This is a genomic window from Actinobaculum sp. oral taxon 183 str. F0552, assembly GCF_000466165.1.
Classification (GTDB): Bacteria; Actinomycetota; Actinomycetes; order Actinomycetales; family Actinomycetaceae; genus Peptidiphaga.
The window spans coordinates 66,866-86,500 of the sequence record NZ_KE951405.1 but is presented as its reverse complement, the minus strand read 5'-3'; the positions used below and the strand labels follow the sequence as shown (position 1 = coordinate 86,500).

16 protein-coding genes are annotated in these 19,635 nt (G+C 64.5%); 10 read left to right on the top strand and 6 right to left on the bottom strand.

Translation table 11 applies throughout. The annotated features are described in order from the left end of the window. The 3 genes from HMPREF0043_RS00325 to HMPREF0043_RS10420 all read right to left on the bottom strand — a co-directional run. Positions 1–607: OmpA family protein (locus HMPREF0043_RS00325; protein ID WP_021600730.1), on the bottom strand; the 607-nt coding region annotated here is incomplete at its 3' end. Further along, entirely contained in the window at positions 604–1,269 is a 666-nt protein-coding gene (locus HMPREF0043_RS00320; RefSeq protein ID WP_021600729.1) for a hypothetical protein, read from the bottom strand. The genes HMPREF0043_RS00325 and HMPREF0043_RS00320, both read right to left, overlap by 4 nt. Before the next feature lie 452 nt (positions 1,270–1,721). Then, entirely contained in the window at positions 1,722–2,018 is a 297-nt protein-coding gene (locus HMPREF0043_RS10420) for an AbrB/MazE/SpoVT family DNA-binding domain-containing protein (RefSeq protein ID WP_021600728.1), read from the bottom strand. A 387-nt stretch (positions 2,019–2,405) separates the two neighbouring features. Here HMPREF0043_RS10420 and HMPREF0043_RS00310 point away from each other — a divergent pair, with 387 nt between their 5' ends. The 7 genes from HMPREF0043_RS00310 to HMPREF0043_RS00280 all read left to right on the top strand — a co-directional run bounded on the left by HMPREF0043_RS00310 (position 2,406) and on the right by HMPREF0043_RS00280 (position 10,107). Continuing rightward, the gene (locus tag HMPREF0043_RS00310; protein ID WP_040317444.1) at positions 2,406–3,203 is read left to right on the top strand and encodes a class I fructose-bisphosphate aldolase; all 798 of its coding nucleotides are present in this window, start codon (positions 2,406–2,408) and stop codon (positions 3,201–3,203) included. Further along, positions 3,200–3,754: a glycerol-3-phosphate responsive antiterminator gene (locus tag HMPREF0043_RS00305; RefSeq protein ID WP_021600726.1), complete on the top strand. Its 555-nt coding sequence runs from the start codon at positions 3,200–3,202 to the stop codon at positions 3,752–3,754. Before HMPREF0043_RS00310 ends, HMPREF0043_RS00305 begins: the two co-directional genes overlap by 4 nt. Before the next feature lie 91 nt (positions 3,755–3,845). Continuing rightward, positions 3,846–5,456, top strand: coding sequence for an FGGY-family carbohydrate kinase (locus HMPREF0043_RS00300; protein WP_021600725.1), 1,611 nt, complete (start codon positions 3,846–3,848; stop codon positions 5,454–5,456). A 2-nt stretch (positions 5,457–5,458) separates the two neighbouring features. Then, positions 5,459–6,463: a 2-hydroxyacid dehydrogenase gene (locus tag HMPREF0043_RS00295; RefSeq protein WP_021600724.1), complete on the top strand. Its 1,005-nt coding sequence runs from the start codon at positions 5,459–5,461 to the stop codon at positions 6,461–6,463. A 2-nt stretch (positions 6,464–6,465) separates the two neighbouring features. Continuing rightward, the gene (locus HMPREF0043_RS00290) at positions 6,466–7,215 is read left to right on the top strand and encodes an SDR family NAD(P)-dependent oxidoreductase (RefSeq protein WP_021600723.1); all 750 of its coding nucleotides are present in this window, start codon (positions 6,466–6,468) and stop codon (positions 7,213–7,215) included. A gap of 144 nt (positions 7,216–7,359) precedes the next feature. Then, the gene (locus tag HMPREF0043_RS00285; protein ID WP_021600722.1) at positions 7,360–8,838 is read left to right on the top strand and encodes an FGGY-family carbohydrate kinase; all 1,479 of its coding nucleotides are present in this window, start codon (positions 7,360–7,362) and stop codon (positions 8,836–8,838) included. Between the two features lie 216 nt (positions 8,839–9,054). Beyond that, positions 9,055–10,107: a zinc-dependent dehydrogenase gene (locus HMPREF0043_RS00280; protein WP_021600721.1), complete on the top strand. Its 1,053-nt coding sequence runs from the start codon at positions 9,055–9,057 to the stop codon at positions 10,105–10,107. Positions 10,108–10,178: 71 nt separating this feature from the next. Here the strand turns inward: HMPREF0043_RS00280 and HMPREF0043_RS00275 are convergent, their stop codons facing one another. Next, positions 10,179–11,114: a helix-turn-helix transcriptional regulator gene (locus tag HMPREF0043_RS00275; protein WP_051317346.1), complete on the bottom strand. Its 936-nt coding sequence runs from the start codon at positions 11,112–11,114 to the stop codon at positions 10,179–10,181. Positions 11,115–11,328: 214 nt separating this feature from the next. Here HMPREF0043_RS00275 and HMPREF0043_RS00270 point away from each other — a divergent pair, with 214 nt between their 5' ends. The 3 genes from HMPREF0043_RS00270 (at position 11,329) to HMPREF0043_RS00260 (ending at position 15,516) form a co-directional block, all read left to right on the top strand. Next, positions 11,329–12,747 carry an MFS transporter gene (locus tag HMPREF0043_RS00270; protein WP_021600719.1) on the top strand — a complete coding sequence of 473 codons (1,419 nt, stop codon included), beginning with the start codon at positions 11,329–11,331 and terminating at the stop codon, positions 12,745–12,747. Positions 12,748–13,043: 296 nt separating this feature from the next. Then, entirely contained in the window at positions 13,044–14,486 is a 1,443-nt protein-coding gene (locus tag HMPREF0043_RS00265; RefSeq protein ID WP_021600718.1) for a sodium/glutamate symporter, read from the top strand. A gap of 283 nt (positions 14,487–14,769) precedes the next feature. After that, positions 14,770–15,516 (top strand): UTRA domain-containing protein, encoded by a 747-nt coding sequence (locus tag HMPREF0043_RS00260; RefSeq protein WP_021600717.1) that lies wholly within the window; start codon positions 14,770–14,772, stop codon positions 15,514–15,516. A gap of 93 nt (positions 15,517–15,609) precedes the next feature. Here HMPREF0043_RS00260 and HMPREF0043_RS00255 read toward each other — a convergent pair whose 3' ends face one another. Further along, positions 15,610–17,733 carry a glucose PTS transporter subunit IIA gene (locus HMPREF0043_RS00255; protein WP_021600716.1) on the bottom strand — a complete coding sequence of 708 codons (2,124 nt, stop codon included), beginning with the start codon at positions 17,731–17,733 and terminating at the stop codon, positions 15,610–15,612. Positions 17,734–17,763: 30 nt separating this feature from the next. Then, complete coding sequence (gene treC, locus HMPREF0043_RS00250; protein WP_040317441.1) at positions 17,764–19,410, bottom strand: alpha,alpha-phosphotrehalase; 1,647 nt, start codon at positions 19,408–19,410, stop codon at positions 17,764–17,766. Between the last annotated feature and the right edge of the window lie 225 nt (positions 19,411–19,635).

The following is a 19,635-nucleotide window of genomic DNA, read 5'->3' as shown; positions in this document are numbered from 1 at the left end:
GGTTGGCGGCCTTCCCCGCCTCGCTGACCGAGCCGTCGGGATTCGTCTCCGATGCGGCGGGCTGGGTCTCGCCCTTTCCGGAGGCGGCGATCTTCACCCCCGAGGCTTTGCCCTCCAGATAGGCCTTGACCGAGGCCGCCCGCTGTTCGGACAGGGTCTGGTTGTGGGCGTCGTCGGCCACGGAGTCCGTGTGCCCGACGACCGACACCTCGCCCGAGGGTTTGTCCGTCGCCCACTGGCCGGCCACTCCGTCGAGGATCTGCTTGGCGCGCTCGGTCAGGGTGGGAGAGTCCGGCTCGAAGTTCACGTCGCCGGCGAGTGTCGTCTTGATTCCGTCCTTGCTCTGCTCGGTCCTGGCGGCGCCGTCGGCCGTACCCTTGCGCAGAACCACGTTCATCACGGGCTTCAAGGGCTTCATCCTGACGGCGACGTCGGCCTTCCGCGACGCGGGGGGCACCATGAAATTCGTGACTCCCAACGTCGACGAGGACTTGTCCGACGACGCCTTGGCCCCGGGGGCGTCCGTCTCGTCTTCCGCCCAGGCGGGCGCCGCGGCCAGGGAGAGGCCGATGGCCAGGACCGCGCCGATCACACGACGGCCCTTCATCGCGTCACCTTCACGTTGTCGAAGCTGCCCGCGCCGGGGATGTTGACGTTGACTTCCTTGACGTCCTTGGGCAAGCCGGCGAAGGTGACCTGGAAGGTATAGGACTTCTGCGGCTTGATGCTCACCGAGGTCAGGTTGCTCGAGCACAGGCATTTCCCAGATCTGTCGTATGCGGCCCGGTAGACGGTCTGGTTCTTCCCGTCGACGACGGTCACCCCGTCGGCTCTACCGTTATTGCTGATCTTCATTTTATCGCCGCTGTCGTTGACGGGGATCTCGTACTCTCCGTTGAAGAAGAAATCTCCAACCTGCCAGTTGCCGTCGTCAGCTCCGTTCGCCGCGTTCTTAGCGGTGAAGATGACGGTCGTCAACCCTCCGGTCACCGTCACGCTGTTGAGCGTGATCGCGATGGAATAGCTCCCATCACTGGCCTGGCGCGTATCGATCTCGGGGAGCTTCTGAGTTCTCGGCATCGGCCTGGCCTTCGGCCCGGCGGCCCGTGCGGCCTCGTTGAGATAGGCCGAGACCTGCTTGTCGGACACCGAGGCCGAGGACATGCCGCCTAGGCCGCCGTCCTTCTTGTCCGATCCGCACGCCGCCAGGCCTCCCCCCACCATGGCGAAGGCTGCGGCGGCTGAAAGGAAACGAGTGAAACGCTTCATGAGTTCTCCTTTGACTGGCATTGGACGGCGCGTGCCGTCCATAATTCCGTTACGTTCCAACCGTATCCATCGTCGCGCTTCGGACGAAGGTTCACCCTATGGGAACGATTTTTACAACCCTGGGCCGGAAAATCCGGATCTAGCGGCCCGTGCACCGCTGCCTAGGTCGCAGCCACCGTGGCTGTGCGGACCGGGCGGAACGCCGCTCGCCGGACTCACTGCCCCGGACGCGGCGGCGCCGGCACGCAACGGGTTAGCGGTGCTCCGCGAAGTGCGAGCGATTTCAGGCCTCCCACGGCCGGCCAGTGGTGGACGGGGCGTTGCCCCACCATGTTCAACCCCTCGTCCGCTCCCTCGGCGCGGTTCTGGGGGCCCGAGCCGCACCGGCGAGGTCTCTCCGCAGACGCCGAGGCGGCGAACGCGGAATCGGGCGGAATTCGCTTGCCCGGAGCTCACTCTCCCCTCTCGGAGTCGCCGGTGGAATCCTCCGGCGGCTGCGACGGCGTGCGCTGGGCGATCGACGGCGGCGGCTTCCTTCCCGCTCGCAGTTTCCTCTCGTCCTGCGCCGGGGCGAGCGGAGCGTCTCCCATCACGCTGTCGATGACATCGGAATGTTCTTCGGGGTCCACCAGGGCGATGCCTCGGTCGCGGTCGGCGAGCAACAACAACGAGTCTCCGGGCGCAAGGTTGAAAAGGTCACGGACTTCCTTGGGGATGACAATCTGGGATTTCGGGCCGAGTTTGACCATGGCGAGCCATCGACCCTCAGGTGGCGTACGTCTGTCCATGCCCAGAGACTACCTTTCGCCGCCCTTCGGCCACGGGGCACTCGGCATGGTTATCTCGGCCCCGGGATAGGCGCCCCATTGCCGGGCCGATCCCGCTGTGCTGATTTCCGAGATCACAGTTGTCGTCGACTGTGCATGTACGGTCGAGGCGAGCCGGGCTCCGTCGAGCGATTCGCGCCAACCCGGGCGTGGTCGGCGATGTTGCCACTGCCCCGGTGCGATGTGGTATGGTCCACGCATAACAAAATATCAACCCGAGATAGACATGAAGGCTCGCCGGTGACGCGTTCACCCGGGCCTTTTATTTCTGTATATCGAGGATTTTGCCGACATATCAAGGAGGATTCAATGTCGAAAACTCGACGCATGAGCAAGATCTTCGCCGCCGACGGCCGATCGGTCACGCTGGCCCTCGACGGTTTCGGCTTCAGCGCGAAGACGGCGGGCGTCGACCACGCCGCGCGGACCGTTCCCGCCATGGCCGAGCACGGCCTGGACAACGTCCTCGTCACCTACGGACAGGCCAAGAACTTCGCCGAGTGCTTCTCCGACGTGGGCATGTGCCTGCGAGTGGACGCGAGCACGGCCGTGTTCGATCCGAGCGTGCCCGACAACATGCCGGTCTTCGGCATCGAGGACGCGCTGCGCGTCGGGGCCGACGGCGTCGTGATGATGAACTTCCCCGGCGCGCTCAACGAACGGACCACGAACGAGTTCGCCGCCCGCCTGGCCAGCGAGGGCGACGAATGGGGCATGCCGCTCATCTGCGAGGCCCTGCCCTACGGGTATCCGGTCACCACGCCGGAGTCGAACGACCCCCGCACGATCGCCACCGCCGCCCGGTTTTCGGAGGAGCTCGGCGCCGACGTCATCAAGACCCGCTACTCGGGAACGGAGGACGACCGGCTCATCGCCGAGAACTGCACGGTGCCGGTGCTGGTCCTCGGCGGCCCGAAGTCGGACCACGAGACCTACTTCGCCTTCGTCGCCGACGCGATCGCCCGCGGCGCCTCGGGAGTCGCAGTGGGCCGCAACATCACCCAGGATCCCAAGCCCCTGGCCGTGGTCTCCGCACTGAGCGCCCTCGTTCACGAGAACGCGACCGGAGCCCAGGCCATGGGCATCTACTCCGACATCGATCAATGATCCGTATCCCCGAGAACTCCGTCATCCCTTCGATTCGCCGCCTCCAGGACGTGGAGGCGGCAATCGCCAGCCCCTGCCCCCTCGTGCTCCTGTCCAATGTGCACATAGGCAACCTGGAGGCGCTCGCCTGCCGTCTTCGCGAGGCGGACAAGCGAGTGGTCGTACATGCGGATCTGCTCGGCGGCTTCAGGCCGGATCGCGAGGGGATCAAGCTCTTGAAGAACATGTACCGGCTCGACGGCGTGTTCTCGCAGAGCTCCCAAGTGGTCTCGGCCGCACAGAAATGCGGGCTGTGGGCGGTCCAACGGGTTTTCCTCATGGATTCGCGCTCATTGGAGCGGAGCCTGGAGATCCTCGCCGAATCCCACCCCGACGGCATCGAGGTGCTCCCGGGCGTGCTGGCTTCGCGATTCAGCACGCTGTTCGCCCGGTGGCACAGCGCAGCAACCCTCATGGCCGGGGGGATGATCGCCAGCGCAGACGACGCCGACACCCTCTTCGCTCGCGGCTATCGAGCGATCACCGCAAGCAGCACAGCTTTGTGGAAGTAGACCGGAAATCACGCATACATCCGCCTACTCCACGAAATTCACGCAATTCATAATTAAATCACGCAAATGATAACAAGACGAAGGAGTCTTCATGGCACCCCGCTATGTCCTCGGCATAGATAACGGCGGCACATTCACCAAGGCCGCGATCTACGACGTGGACGGTTCGATCATCGCCCTCGATCAGGCGCACCTGGACACCCTGACCCCCAAGCCCCTGTTCTCCGAACGCGACATCGAAGAGTTCTGGCAGGCCAACGTCCGGGCAATCCGCCGCTGCCTGGAGGCCTCCGGCATCGACCCCGCGGAGATCGCCGCCCTCGCGGTGACCGGCCACGGCAACGGCCTCTACCTCGTCGACGGACAGGGGCGCGGCGTACGGCCGGGGATCATCTCGACGGACGGGCGGGCCCAGTCCATCGTGGACGAATGGATGGCCGACCCGCAGTTCCGCACCCGGATGAGGGCCAAGACCGGATCCGAGATCTGGGCCGGCCAGCCGCCCGCCCTGCTGGCGTGGCTGGACGCGAACGAGCCCGACGTGTGGGAGCGAACCGACTACGTCCTGTGCGCGAAGGACTTCATCCGCTTCCGCTTGACGGGGAAGGCGGCGATCGAGACGACCGACTGCTCGGCCATCGGCTTCCTCGACGTCCGCTCCCTGCGACTCGACCCCGACGTCTTCGACTTCCTGGGGCTGACCAGGTGGATGGGGAAGATCCCGGAGCTGTGCGGCCCGGCCGACATCGCGGGCTACGTGACGAAGGAGGCGGCCGAACTCACCGGACTGGTCGAGGGGACCCCGGTGGCCGGCGGAGTGATGGACGTCGCGGCCGGCGCACTGGCCGCCGGGCTCGTAACCGAGAACGAGCTGTGCGTCATCACCGGCACGTGGTCGATCAACGAAGTCATCTCCCGCGAACTCGACACCTCCGAGGACGTGTTCCTCACGATGGCCTACGCCGTCCCCGACTCGTGGCTCATCCTCGAGGCCAGCCCGAACGGGGTGAGCAACCTCGACTGGTTCGTCCGTCAGGTCATCCGCCAGACCCTCGAGCGCTTCGGGCACGAGGAGCTGAACGACGGGGAAGTCTTCGAGATCTGCGAGAGGATGATCCTCGACTTCACGCCCGGCGAAGACGACCCGTTCTTCGTGCCCTACGTCAACGGCACGTCGGTCATCCCCGACGGTCGGGCCGAGTTCGTCGGCTTGACGGCCTTCCACGACATCCGACACATCGTCCGGGCCGTGTACGAAGGCGTCATCTTCTCGCACATGTACCACATCGCGAAGCTCCGCGAGTACACGACCCTGAAGGGCCATGTCCGCTTCACCGGCGGGGCGGCGAACTCGAAGATCTGGACTCAGATGTTCGCCGACGCCATCGGCGCGCCCGTGGACGTCGTCGACGCGGCCGAATCGGGGACCCTCGGCACGGCCATCTGCTCGGCCGTCGCCGCCGGCCTCTACCCCGACATCCACACGGCGGTCGAGTCGATGACCTCCGCCCCGCGCGAGACCGTGCACCCGAACCCCGAATTCACCGACCTCTTCCGGCGCCGCTACGCCCGCTTCCGCAGGCACATCGACGTCCTCGCCGGGAACGCGGCGGCGGGGCCGGCGGACGCTCCCGCGCCGGAGGCGTCCGGACCATCCGCATCGACGCCCGCACCCGGCGAACCGGAGAAGAAGGAGGACTGACCATGAAGATCCTAGCCATCGCGGATCCCTACATTCCCGCGGACATGCTCGAGGAGGGCACGAGCGCCCTGCGCGAGGCCGGTCACGACGTCGACGTCGTGACCTGGAACGCCGCCGACTCGATCGAGAGGCTCCAGGAAATCAACCTGCTCGTCGAGCAGCACGGGCCGAACGCCGTACCGCTCGACGACGACCTGTCCTCTCTGGCGCAGCATGCCGACGTCGTGATCACCCAATTCGCCCCGATCGGCACGCAACTCGTCGATGCGGCCTCGAACCTGAAGATCATCGGCGTCCTGCGGGGCGGCACGGAGAACGTCGACCGTCAGGCCGCCCAGGCCCGCGGGATCCGCGTCGTCAACACGCCCGGCCGCAACGCCCGAGCCGTGGCCGAGTTCGCCGTCGGGCTGATTCTGGCCGAAACCCGCAACATCGCCCGCACCCACGCGGCGATGATGGAGCATGTGTGGCTCAAGGACTTCCCCAACGGCGAGGACATCCCCGAACTGGAGGGGCGGACGGTCGGCATCGTGGGTGCGGGCGCCATCGGCCAACTGGTCATGAAGTTCCTGACGGGCATGGACGCAACCTGCGTCTTCTACGATCCGTACTGCCAGTCCAGCCCGTGGGGAACCAAAGTGGAGGACCTGGCCGACCTCGTGGCAGCCTCGGACGTTCTGTCCATCCATTCGCGGCTCTCGGCGGACACGCACCACCTCATCGACAGGGATCTCCTGGCGCGCATGAAGCCGTCGGCGATCCTCGTCAATACGGCCCGCTCGGGGCTCGTCGACGAGGAGGCGCTGCTGGACTGCCTGGAGGCCGGACGCATCATGGGGGCCGCCATCGACACCTTCGACCGCGAACCGCTCCCGGCCGATTCGCGGTGGCTGACGCTGCGCAACGTCACGATCACCTCCCATCTGGCCGGAAGCACCAAGGATGCCTTCCGCAAGACCCCCCGCATGCTCAGCAAGCGGATTCTCACGGCACTCGAGGAGGGGTAGACATGGATCTGGGATTGACCGGAAAGCGCATCCTCGTCACGGGAGGGGCCTCCGGGCTGGGCGCGGCGCTCACGCGCGCGCTCGTGGCCGAGGGGGCGAACGTCGCCGTGAACTACCGCAGCCGACAGGGCGAGGCACAAGCGCTCGTCGACGAATCGGAGGGCGGGGTCACGGCGATCCAGGCGGACCTCGCCGACTCGGCTCAGGTCTCGGCGCTGTTCGCCCAGGCGGTCGAGCGCCTGGGCGGCCTCGACGTCCTCGTCAACAACGCCGGCGTGTGGCTCACGTGCTCGGTCGGGACGATAACGGAGCGCGACTGGGACCTGTCCATCGACGTGAACCTCAAGGCGCCGATGCTGCTCTCCCAGATGTTCGTCGAGCACTGCACGGGCGAGGGGCGCACGGGGCGCATCCTCAACGTGACGTCGCAGGCGGCGTTCCGCGGCTCGTCCACCGGGCACATTCCCTACGCCGCGGCGAAGGGCGGGCTCGTCACCCTCACGCGTTCGATGGCACGGGAACTGGGGCCGTGCGGCGTGACCGTCAACGCCATAGCGATCGGCATGATGGATTCGCCCATGGTGGCCAAGGCTCTGGAGGAGCGACGCGAATACTACGAAGCCAAGATCCCCATCGGCTATGTGGCCGCTCCGGCCGACATCGCCGACATCGCCGTCTTCCTCGTCTCCGAACGGGCGAAGTACATGACGGGGGCGACGGTGGACGTCAGCGGAGGGCAGTTGATGCATTGAGACGGCTCGGAGGGCCGCCTGCACGCCGCCCCCGATCATGAATATTGCAGAAAACGTGAAATTCTTGACGCGAACATATGTTCATGTGAGAATCTGTATGTTCGCGCATTCAAATAAAATACACTCTTTCAAAGGAGATTGAGTATGTCTGAACTCGTCATCGGCATTGACATCGGCACCGGTTCGACGAAGGGAGTCCTCTCCGACACGCAGGGGAACGTTCTCTACAGCGAGGTCGTCCGCCACGACACGTCCTTCCCGAAGCCCGGATGGGCCGAACACGATCCCGACGAGGTGTGGTGGCAGGACGTCGTCGAGATCTGCCGCCGGCTGGCCACGCGCGCCAAGGGCGACGTCGCCGGCCTGTGCATCTCGGGCATCGGGCCCGTCTTCCTCGCGGCCGACGAGCGGGGAGGCGCCCTCCGCCCGGCGATCCTCTACGGCGTCGACACCCGTTCGGCGCTGGAGATCGACGAGCTGACCGAGCGCTACGGAGCGGACAGGGTCCTGGAGGTCTGCGGCAACGGCATGACGTCGCAGTCGGTCGGCCCGAAGATCGAATGGGTCAAGCGCAACGAGCCCGAGGTGTGGGCCAAGACGAAGCGCTTCCTCATGGCGCACACCTACTGCGTCTTCCACCTGACGGGCGAGTACGTGCTCGACCATCTGGCCGCTTCGATGTGCGAGCCCCTCTACTCGCCGTTCACGAATGACTGGGTCGACGAATGGGTCAAGGACATCTGCGGCGACCTGCCGATGCCCAGGCTCATGTGGTCCAACGAGGTCGCGGGCAGGATCACGGACAACGCCGCCCGCATCACGGGCCTGCGACCCGGCACGCCGGTGGCCGTGGGCTCGGTGGACGCCTTCGTCGAGGCGCTTTCGGTGGGGGTGAGCCAGCCCGGCCAGGTCATGCTCATGTACGGCTCGACGATGGTCGCCGTCCAGATCTCGGACCACGCCCTCCAGGGGCCCTCGCTCTGGTCGAACGCGGGCCTGCTCCAGGGGACCTCCAATCTGTCGGGCGGCATGTCGACGACGGGCTCCCTGACCACATGGGTCGCCGACCTGACCGGCAAGGGATACGACGAGCTCACCAAGCTCGCGGCGCAGACCCCGGCCGGTTCGCGCGGCCTGATCATGCTCCCCTATTTCTCGGGCGAGCGGACGCCGATCGCCGATCCGAATGCGCGCGGACTGCTCGCGGGCCTGAATCTGACGCATTCCCACGGCGACGTCTACCGCTCCGCCCTGGAGGCCACCGGCTTCGGGTCCCGCCACCTCCTGGAGGCCATCAGGAAGTGCGGCGGCGAGGCGACCGAGTACTGGGCCGTCGGGGGCGGCACGACGGGCGGCCTGTGGCCGCAGATCATGTCCGACATCATCGGCATCAAGCAGTACATCCCCAAGGTCTCGATCGGAGCCTCGTACGGCGACGCCCAGTTGGCGGCGATGGCGGCCGGCTGCATCGACACGGATACGACGTGGAACGAAGCCGAGAGGGAGGTCGAACCGAACCCCGAGAACGTCGACCTCTACAGCGAGATGTTCCAGATCTACCTCGACCTCTACCCGGCGACGGCTCCCATGAGCCACAAGCTCGCCGACATCCAGGCGAGGTGACCGCCATGCGTTCCCGCCCGCGACGGGCGGGAACGCATGCGCACCGCGGCGAGTCGTGTCGTCGGGACGCACCGATCCATGGAACGCAGCATCTTATATCGCACAAGGAGAAGACATGGCGAACTCGAAGCCACTCTTGCCACAACCACTGCGTCTGCCGCGGCCCTTCGGCGTCGTGAGAGCAGGCGCATCCGCCATCGAGGATGGGAGGAGAAGATGAAGGGGGCGGTCTTCGCCGGTCCGGGCCAGCTGGAACTGCGCGACATCCCCACTCCCCACGCGGGCGAGGGCGAACTCGTCCTGAAAGTGGGCGCGAACACCGTATGCGGAACGGACGGCCGGATTCTGCGCGGGGAGAAGACGGCGGGCATAGACCTCGGCGTGGTCCTCGGGCACGAGATCTCCGGTTTCGTCGTCGAAGTCGGTCACGGCGTGGCCGGCTTCTCCGAGGGAGACCTGGTCAGCGTCATGCCGACCGTTCCCTGCCTAGCGTGCTACTACTGCAAGGCCGGAGCCGAGCACCTGTGCACCCGTTCGACGCTCTTCGGCTACGCGTTGGACGGTGGTCTGGCCGATTACGTGCGGATCCCCGCTCAGGCCATGGAGCGCGGAGGGGTCTTCCGCGCCGAATCGAACGTGTCCGCAGTCGAGGCCGCGCTGGCCGAACCGCTCGGGTGCGTGCTCAACGGCGCCGCGAACTACCAGCCCGATGCGGGCGACACCGTGGTCGTCATCGGCGCGGGGCCGATCGGGCTGCTGCACACCCAGGTGAACCGCCTGTACGGAGCCTCGCAGGTGATCGTCTCGGATCCCGCCGGAGAACGACGGGCCCTGGCCGAAAAACTGGGCGCCACCCACACGGTCGACCCGACCGCGCAGGACCTCGGGGAGTTCGTCCGGGGTCTGACCGACGGCCGCGGGGCCGACGTCGCCGTGATCTGCATCGGCCACAACGCACTCGTCCAGCAGGCCTTCCAGATCGTCCGCAAGCGCGGCCGCGTCAACGCCTTCGCGGGTTTCCCCAAGGGCGCCTTGTCCAACGTGGACCCGAACCTCATCCACTACGGCGAGCTCGTGGTCACGGGCGCGTCGAACTCCGGCCGGGCCAGCCACGAGAAGGCCCTCCGCCTCATCTCCGAAGGGGCGATCGATGTGAAGTCGCTTCACACCCATACCTTCGAGCTCGACGACGTCGTCGAGGGCATCGAATTCGCCGTCTCCGGAAGCGGCGTCAAGGTGGCGATCGTGCCAGAGATCGCCGCCGAATAGGGAGGGACTCGCATCCCCCCTCTCCCTTCCGCGTGTGTGGATGCGGTTGGTCGTTCCGTTCGCGTCGGAGGCTAGTCAGGCCGTCGGCGCGAACGGGCGGCTGCCGCGCGTTTTCCGTTCCCGGGTTTGTGGCCGGGAGCCGAAGTGCGATCGAAGCGGGCCTGAGGGGAATCGGCGACGATGCGGCTCAGCCGCTCCGCCGACTCCCGGTCTCGCGGGGTGTACACCTCCAGACGGTGGTCGGGGCTGTCGGGTTGGAGCCAGACCTGGTAGTCGACGTCGAGATCGCCGGCATACGGGTGTCGCATGTCCATGGGGCCGGCTGTGCAGTCGCTGACGTCGCCGGCCGCCCACATGTCCGTGAATTCACGACTGCGCATCGTCAGCTCGCCGATGAGGTCGGCCAGTCGGGCGTCGCAGGGGTAGCGTCCCGCGGTCAGCCGCAAGTATGCGACGTGGACGCGCGCGAGCTCCTCCCAATTCCGGTACTGGCTGCGTAGCACGGGATCCAGGAAGAACATCCGCGGGATCGACGGCCTGCCGTCCGGGTCCGAGGGCGCCTCGTAATCGAGATGCTCGGCGATGAGTGCGTGGCCGGTGCGGTTCCACGCGAGGATGTCGCCACGGCGTCCCAGTACGATCGCGGGAACGCTCTCTCCCAGGCAGTCGAGGAGCGCCAGCACGCGCGGAGCGGGAATTTCGGGAGCGGGATTCGCCAGCCGGCTCGTAGCGGGGCGGTGGGCGAGGTTATGCAGGTGGGCGGTCCCGGGGCCGCCGAGGTCGAGCACGCGGGCGAGGGCGTCGATGACCTGCATCGAGACCGCGCCCGCCTGGTCCTGTTCGAGCCGGGTGTAGTAGCCGACGCTGACGCCCGCGAGTTGGGCGAGCTCCTCGCGCCTGAGGCCTGCGACGCGTCGAGGCGTGCCGTACGCGCGCAGACCGGCCATCTCGGGGGTGACACGGCTACGCCGCATCCTCAGAAACGTGCCGAAGCTCTCCGTGGGCATGGCATCGATGGTAGCCGTCTCAGTCAAGTCCTCACCGCCGGTCCCATGCCTGCACCTGTCAGGTGTAGGCAAGCCGGTTGCACTCTCCTCAGGGGGCTGGTCGCGATCGCAGTGCGCCTCGAGAATCGAGCGCATGGACGAATTCAGTGGAGTCTCGAAGAGTTCGGCTTCTTCGGGAGGGGCCGGGCGCCGGGCATAGTTCGGCCTGTCGGTCGTGCTCGGCCCGGTGCTGCTGGTCTCGATGGACGGCTCGGTGCTGTTCCTGGCGATGCCACGCATCACTCAGGCATTGGACCCAACCGCCGACCAAGCGCTGTGGATCCTCGACGTCTACGGCTTCGTCGTCGGCTCCCTGCTCATAGCCTTCGGAAACCTCGGGGATCGGTTCGGCAGGCTCAGATTGCTCATGGCCGGCACCGCCGTGTTCGGTCTGGGCTCCACCAGTGCGGCGCTGTCGCCCTCTCCCGAGCTCCTCATCGCTTCGCGCGGCCTCATGGGCTTGGGCGGGGCAACTCTGCTGCCGTCGGGGCTGGCGGTTCTCAGCGAGCTGTTCGAGGACGCCCGGCAGCGTTCCCGGGCGATCGGCATCTTCGCTGCGACCTTCGCCGCCGGATTCGCGATCGGGCCCGTCATCGGCGGTCAGCTTCTCAGCCATTTCGACTGGGGAGCCGTTTTCCTCATCAATCTGCCGGTCACAGCGGCCTTCCTCGTTTTGGCACCGTTCGTTCTGCGAGAGGTTCGCGCAACCCGACCCGGCGGCATCGACGTACCGAGCATCGCACTTTCGGCGGGCGGGCTCCTGCTGACCGTCTACGCGGTCAAGAGCGGCGCCGCTTACGGTCCGTCGCCGCGCGCTGCGGTGGCGGGGATCGCGGGCGTCGGTGTGCTCGTCTGGTTCCTCCTGCGTCAGCGGACTTTGGAATACCCGCTGGTGGATGTACGCCTGTTCCGGGGGAAGGCGTTCGCGGTCGCCATCGCCACCGGGCTGCTGTCGTTAGTGGCATGGTCGGCCGCCGCGTACCTGACCGGCGTCTACCTGCAGTCCGTTCTCGGCCTCAGCGTGTTCGAGGAGGCTCTGCTTGCGCTCCCCGGCGCCGTGGTACTGATGCTCGCATGCGTTTTCACACCCGCCGCCGTCGAGCGGATCGGAGAGCGCTACGCGCTGGTCTCATGCCACTTCTTCATGGCCGTGGGCCTGATTCTTCTCCTCGCGACGACGGCCACCCGGGGAATCCTCTGGTACGCGGTGTCCACGGTCGTTTCGGGGGTCGGCTACGGGATCTCCTTCTCGCTCGTGGCCGATACGGCAGTCGGTGCGGTTCCGGCCAATCGAGGGGGTTCTGCGGGTGCGATAGCGGAAACGTCGAACGAGGTCGGCAACGCTCTGGGCATCGCCCTGCTCGGCTCCGCCGCCACTTTGGTATTCCGGTTGTGCGGACCCGGCATCGCTCCCACGCTCGGCGAAACGCTTGCCGCCGAGCTTTCAGACGCAGTGAGCGATCAGGCGAAAGAGGCATTCGTGTGCGGTTTGCACACTGCGGCAGGCATCGCCGCCCTGCTGTGCGCCGGCCTCGGGGTGCTCGCTCTACGCTGGATACCGAGAAAACCGCTATGGAATAAATACTCTAAATGAAGATTGCAATTCTCATAGACAACATCGCTGTTTTCTAGAACGGAATCGCCCTGAAGAATAAACATTCCACTCCCGTTTTTTACTAACCCTTTACTAAATTCTGAGCATGCGCTTAGAATTGGCGGCTACGGGAGTCGTCTTGCGACGCACGTCGAATGCCTTGCCCTCGGGCGGCACTCGTTTACCCGATCATTGACAAGCGATTCGCAGCGTCCGAAGGAAGTCGTCTTCGCCGCCGCGGACACCAGTATCGCGAGGAGGTTCCCGTGTCAGCCGAAGCCGTAGGATTCTCACTGTTGACCCTAGGCGCAGCTCTGCTCGTCGGCAAGATCATCCGAGTGAAGGTGCGCTGGATTCAAAGCCTGTTCCTTCCCAGTTCCATCGTCGCGGGAACAATCCTGCTGCTCTTGGGCCCCCAGGTTCTCGGCCGTTTCGACGGCCCCCTGAAGGGCAGAGGGCTGTTCACGCAGGCCATGTCCACGACATGGTCGGCGCTCCCCGGCCTGCTCATCAGCGTCATCTTCGCGACGATGTTCCTCGGGCAGCAGCTGCCCAGCCCCGGGAAGGCGGCGAAGCTGCTCGGCCCCCAGCTGTCATTGGGAACCGCCCTGGCCTCCAGTCAGTACGTGGTGGGCCTGCTACTCGCAGGATTCGTCCTCGTGCCGCTGTTCTCCGCCTCGCGCATGACGGGCTCCCTCATAGAAATGGCCTTCGAGGGCGGGCACGGCACAGCCGCCGGAATGCGCGGCGTCATGGACAAGCTGGGCTTCAAAGAAGGCGGAGACCTCGCGGTGGGATTGGCGACGGTCGGAATCGTCAGCGGGATCGTGGTGGGCATCGCCCTGATCAACTGGGGCGTGCGCACGGGCAAGACGGAGATCCTCAAAGGCAATGTGAAGATGTCGCTGGAGGAGCAGAAGGGCCTCTTCCGCTCCGACGAACACTATTCCGCGGGAACCATGACCAGCCGTCCCGCGTCGGTGGAGCCGCTCTCACTGCACATGGGGATCGTCGCGGTCGCGATCCTCATCGGCTGGTCCATCCTCGAGGGGCTGCGTTGGATCGAACGGGTCACCTACGGCAAGACGATGATCGACCACGACACGCATCTGGAGATCTTCACCTATGTCCCGCTGTTCCCCATGGCCCTCCTGGGCGGAGTGATCCTCCAGCTGATCGCCAGGAAGACCGGCGCCGAGCGGTTCATCGACCACCAGATGATGCTGCGTATCCAGGGCTGGGCCCTGGACTTCCTCATCGTCGCCGCCATCGCCACGCTCTCGTTGCAGGCGGTGGGGCGGAACCTGGGAGTCTTCCTGATCCTCTCGGTCGCGGGAATCGCCGTCAACGTAGCGATATTCCTGTGGTTCACGCCTCGAGTCATCGGCCGGTTCTGGTTCGAGCGGGGCATCGGCGACTTCGGCCAGTCGATGGGGGTGACCGCCACCGGCCTGATCCTCATGCGTATCACCGACCCCCACGGCGAGAGCCCCGCATTCGAGGCCTTCGGCTACAAGCAGCTCGTCTTCGAGCCGTTCTTCGGAGGGGGCCTGGTGACGGCATTGGCCATTCCGACCATCTACTTCACGGGCATCTGGCCGTTGTTCTTCGTCATGCTGGCCATCTTCCTCGTCGCGATCCTCTCCGGTCTGTTCTACTTCGGCCCTCGCGAACGCAGAGACCGCGAGGCGTACGAACGGCAGGCGTCTTCCCGAACCGACGCCAGGAAGGGAAATTGACGGCTTTGACGTGCGGTGGGGACAAAGCTTGAAGGAACGAATCGGCGTGTCATCCCATACCCCGCCAGTCTGTGAGAAGTCAGTACCGCCAGGCAGAATCGCCTGGCGGGACTGGGCGGCATACCTGATAAAATCGCCTCCGTCCATTTCGTTCCGGAACCAGGTCGAGACGGCTAGCGGGTAGCTTCGCTTCACGGGGTCTAGCCGGGCAACGGGCCGGCCACCGCGGACGGCGTCGAAGGAGTCGAGCGGTTCCAGCAAGGTGCAAAGGGAGTCTCGCTCAGTGTCAGGCGCGAAATACGATTACATCTTCCAGGTTCTACGTCACAGGATCGAGTCGGGAGAATACGAGTTTCAAAGCCTGTTGCCGTCCGAGAACGTCCTGGCCACGGATTTCTCCTGTACGCGCAACACTGTGCGCAAAGCCCTGGCCCTCCTAGCCAGCCAGGGGCATATCCAGCCCATGCAGGGTCGGGGGATCCAAGTCATCCATCGGCGCCGGACATCGCCTCCGCAACACCCTTCGGCCTTCCTCCTGGGCGGCATCGAATCGCTGAAAGAGGCTGCATCGCGCAATGGAGTCGGAGTCCGCACCAGGATGCTGTCCCTGGACGAGGGCACAGTCGACGCGGACCTGGCCGATCGAAGCGGAATGCGGGAAGGAGCCGACATCCTGACGGTTCGTCGGGTGCGGACGCTCGACGGCGTCCCCCTGATCATCGACACGAATGTCTTCCTCCGCTCCGTCGTTCCTCGCCTGACGCGCCAGGTCGTCGAAAGCTCGATCTACTCCCACCTGGAACACGAGCTGGGCGTGACGGTCAGCAGTGCGACGCGGATCGTCACGGTCGAACCATCGACCGAAGAGGATCGCAGCCTTCTCCGCCTCGACGGGACGGGATGCGTCGTAGTGGTGACATCCTCCACATTCGATTCGGCGGGAGTTCTCTTCGAGCACACCATTTCGCGCCACTCGGCCGTTGGATTCGAGTTCCACACCACGGCGCAGAGGCTGCCTCCCGCTCTGTGAATCGCGGAGCATCAAGGCGGACCGCGCATGCGAAGGACGGACGCGGGGACGGCCAATGCGATCCCGGCCGTCCCCGCTTCTATTCTTCCGCGGCTATTCGGCCACGGGTTCGCGCCTGCCTAGGCGCACTTTCTTGACTTCGCGTTCGGCGTCGAAATCCGACTCCTTGAAACCGAAGAAGTAGGTGCACAGGAAGCCTACGATCACCGTTGCCAAGGACGCTATCCAGAATCCCGTGAAACTGGAGTCGATGCCCTGCTTGCTGATGAAGGAGGGGAAACCGACGAAGGCGCCGGTGAATCCCCACATGTTGACGTTGAACAGACCGGTGAGCAGGCCGCCGACGGCTCCGCCGATCGACGCGGTGATGAAGACTCGACCATACTTGAGGTTGAGGCCGTACATCGCCGGTTCGGTGACGCCGCACATGGCCGAGATCGTCGCCGGTCCGGCCAGTTGCCTGATGCGCGGATTCTTCGATTTCACCCAGATGGCGAGGGCGCCCGCGCCCTGGGCGATCATCGTGGCGGACACGATGGCGTTGATCCTCGATTCGCCGCCACCGCTGGAGGCGAGCTGGGCGGCGATGATCGGAATGACGGCCCAATGCAAGCCGAAAATGACCAGCGACTGATACAGTGCGCCGATGACCAGGCCCGCGAAGACGTAGTTGAAGGTGATGATCGAGTTGATCCCGTTGGCGATGAAACCGGAGAAGAACATGACGATCGGCCCGAAGACCACGAGTATGAGGGCAGAGACGATGAAGATCTCCAGGAGCGGAACGAACATCGATTGGATGACGGCGGGAATCCAGCGCTCCAACCATGGCTCCAAACGCGATGCCAGCCATGCCGCGACGATAATCGGGAAAATCGTGGACGTATAGGCCATGCCTTCCCGTCCGGTCGGCAGAGCGACAGGAATTCCGAAGAAGTCCGCATTGAACACGGTTTTGCCCAATTGGGCGATGACGTGGTAGCCTTCTCCCTTGGGATTCGACATGGCGACCAGGGTCGGGAAGCAGAGCACTCCGCCTATGATGGCGACGACGATGGGATTGGCGCCCAAGCGCCTGGCAGCGGTGAAGCCGACGATGATCGGGAGGAAGTAGAACATCGACGAAGACATCGCGTCGATGAACTTATATGTGTCCGTCTCGTCGCCCACGACCTTGTAGTACGTGAGAAGCGCCAGGATTCCCTTGAGGATTCCGGAGGCTGCGAGTACGCCGATGATCGGGATCATCGATCCCGTGATGACGCCGATGAGCGAGCTGAAGCCGTATTTCATCCAGCCGACGAACGTCGTCGGGCGTTCCCTCTCCTCTTCCTCGGGGGCGTCCTCGCCAGAACCCTGGGGAAGCTGCTTGACGACGGCATTGTAGACCTGCGCCACTTTCGGGCCGATGACTACCTGATATTGACCTCCCGCCCTGGCGACGTCGATGACATCGGCCGATTCGGTCACGGCGGCGTCATCGGCCAGGGACTCGTCTTTCAGGTAGAAGCGCAGGCGGGTGATGCAGTGGATGACCGAGCGGACGTTGTCCGCGCCGCCGATTCCGGCGATGATGTCTCGAGCGGTGGCGTCGAGCCCCGTCAATCCATCGTCAGCCGAAGAAGCCGCAGCAGGCCTCTGAGCGGCGGGAGTCGGCTGGTCCGGAGATCCCGAAGCAGAATCGGAAGCCGGATCCGTAGACGCCTCCGCCGGGGCGGCTTCGCTCCCAGAAGCGGCCTCATTCGTGACTTCGGCGCGAGCAGCGGGTTTGCCCGCATCGACCATCCCCAGAGTCACCTTTAAAGAAACCAGACGGGTATCGGTGTTGGTGAAGACCACGATAGAGGTGGTGCTCTTGCCTTTCTTCAGGATGGCATCCAAATCCATGGTGCCGATGGACTGCCCGACGCGAACCCTGTCGCCAAGGCTCGCTTTCAGGGCGAACGGCTCGCCCTTCAACTGAACAGTGTCGATTCCCAGGTGAAGGAGCACCTCCAGGCCTGAGTCGGTTTCGAACGCGATGGCGTGACCGGTGTCCGCCACCATGATGACGGTGCCGTCGACGGGCGAGACCACATTCCCGCTCACGGGTTTGATCCCGAACCCGTCGCCCACGGCTTTGGAGGAGAACACGGGATCGGGGACGTCGGCGAGATCGATTACCTCACCATTCACAGGCGAGGCGATCGTGACCTCCGGGTCACGAATGTCGGACATAGGAGTTCCTTTCAGGATATTCGTATTTTATTAATTGGAAATAAGTATTGCGAGCGCTTCATATGGCTCTAGTCGTATAGTGCTATCAAGCGTACGTTCAGGATAGTTCGATATGAGGATGGATCCTTCGGTGAAGTCGAGGGGAATTTCAATCTCGGCTTGTTTGGCGCGGAAATTCGTCAAAACGAGCAGCCTTTGGCCACCATGCTCGCGTATATAGGCGAAGACTTCGGGGTGATCCATGGCGTAGGGTAGGTAGCGTCCCTGGGAGATGACGGGCTGTGCCTTGCGCAGGGCGATGAGGCGGCGGTAGTAAGGGAGGATTCGCCCTTCCGCTTCTTCGTCGGCGACGTTGATCCGCGCCTGGTTGGTCGAGCGCAGCCACGGCGTTCCGTTGGTGAAGCCCGCCGTCCGGCCGGAGTCCCATTGCATGGGGGTGCGAGCGTTGTCTCGGGCTTTCCCGTGGACGATGGCGAAGGCCTCCCGCTCGCTGCGTCCAGTTTCCATCAGAGAGGCGAAGGCGTTATGCGCCTCGACGTCGACGTAGTCCGAAATGGTCTCGTAATCCGGATCGGTCATGCCGATCTCCTCGCCCATGTAGACGAACGGCGTCCCTCGGAGCAGATGGATGACGGTCGCGAGCATGGTGGCGGATTCGACGCGGTACCTCCCCGGGTCGGTGAATCGGTTGATGGCGCGGGGCTGGTCGTGGTTGTTCCAGAACAACGCGTTCCATCCGTCCCCTTCCTGCATGCCTACGGCCCATTCGTTGAGGACGCGCTTGAGAGCCGCCAGGTCGAAGGGCGTGGACGTCCACTTCTCGCCGTCCTCGTAGTCGACCTTGAGGTGGTGGAAGCTGAAGACCATGTTCAACTCGTGGTTGCCGGGATTGGAGTAGCCCGCGCATGCCTCCACGCTCGTGGAGGACATCTCTCCCACGGTCACCGAGTCTTCGTCGCGTCCGAAGCTGGCCTCGTTGAGCTCGCGCAGGTAGGCGTGGACGTCCGGCCCGTCCGTGTACATCTTTCGATCGTCCGTGCCGAGCGGCGCGTCGAGAAGCTGAGAGCCCTTCCCGATGACGTTGATGACATCGAAACGGAAACCGTGAACGCCCCGGTTCCGCCAAAAGTTCACGACCTTGGCAGCTTCCGCGCGCACGTCGGGATTGTGCCAATCGAGATCGGCCTGCGCGGGATCGTAGAGGTGAAGATAGTAGTCGCCCGTTTCTCCGAAAGGCGCCCAGGCGGGGCCTCCGAACTTGGAAACCCAATTGGTGGGGAGCGAACCGTCAGGCTGCGGTGGACGAATGTAATAGTAGTCCTGGTATTTCTTCTCCCCCGCCAGGGCTCGCTGGAACCATTCGTGATCGGTGGACGTATGGTTGAGGACCATGTCCAGCATCACGCCGATGCCGTGAGACTCCAAAGCGGCGACGAGTTCGTCGAAGTCCTCCATAGTTCCCATCGCCGGATCGATGGAGCAGTAGTCGGATATGTCGTAGCCGTTGTCCCGCTGCGGTGAGGGGAAGAAGGGGTTGAACCAGACGTAATCCACCCCTAAAGAAGCTATATAGGGAATATTATCGATGATTCCACGTAGATCTCCGATACCATCGCCTGTAGAATCTTTAAAGGATTTAGGGTAAATTTGATAAATAACACTATTTTTAAAAGTCAACTTTATGCTCCTATGTGAAAATATAGGTCACCTAAACGAGACCCGATATAGAGGAAGCCAGCCCGGAGCACCGGGCCGTGGATCGCCAGCTCGCAGCAGATCGACAGCACGCATCGCCCCTGAGTCCAACTTTCGCCGAACGCGTGTGCGAGGCAAGCCATCGGGAAGGCAAGAACCGCGAAGGATCATCCGATCGCAGTCGTTTCCCGCAGCGCTATAACCCAG

Bases quoted from the DNA above. Each gene is read 5' to 3' on its own strand.
- HMPREF0043_RS00255 (WP_021600716.1), bottom strand. From the start codon at position 17,733: ATGTCCGACATTCGTGACCCGGAGGTCACGATCGCCTCGCCTGTGAAT.
- HMPREF0043_RS00275 (WP_051317346.1), bottom strand. From the start codon at position 11,114: ATGCCCACGGAGAGCTTCGGCACGTTTCTGAGGATGCGGCGTAGCCGT.
- HMPREF0043_RS00305 (WP_021600726.1), top strand. From the start codon at position 3,200: ATGATCCGTATCCCCGAGAACTCCGTCATCCCTTCGATTCGCCGCCTC.
- HMPREF0043_RS10420 (WP_021600728.1), bottom strand. From the start codon at position 2,018: ATGGTCAAACTCGGCCCGAAATCCCAGATTGTCATCCCCAAGGAAGTC.
- HMPREF0043_RS00295 (WP_021600724.1), top strand. From the start codon at position 5,459: ATGAAGATCCTAGCCATCGCGGATCCCTACATTCCCGCGGACATGCTC.
- HMPREF0043_RS00300 (WP_021600725.1), top strand. From the start codon at position 3,846: ATGGCACCCCGCTATGTCCTCGGCATAGATAACGGCGGCACATTCACC.
- HMPREF0043_RS00320 (WP_021600729.1), bottom strand. From the start codon at position 1,269: ATGAAGCGTTTCACTCGTTTCCTTTCAGCCGCCGCAGCCTTCGCCATG.
- HMPREF0043_RS00310 (WP_040317444.1), top strand. From the start codon at position 2,406: ATGTCGAAAACTCGACGCATGAGCAAGATCTTCGCCGCCGACGGCCGA.
- HMPREF0043_RS00280 (WP_021600721.1), top strand. From the start codon at position 9,055: ATGAAGGGGGCGGTCTTCGCCGGTCCGGGCCAGCTGGAACTGCGCGAC.
- HMPREF0043_RS00290 (WP_021600723.1), top strand. From the start codon at position 6,466: ATGGATCTGGGATTGACCGGAAAGCGCATCCTCGTCACGGGAGGGGCC.
- HMPREF0043_RS00285 (WP_021600722.1), top strand. From the start codon at position 7,360: ATGTCTGAACTCGTCATCGGCATTGACATCGGCACCGGTTCGACGAAG.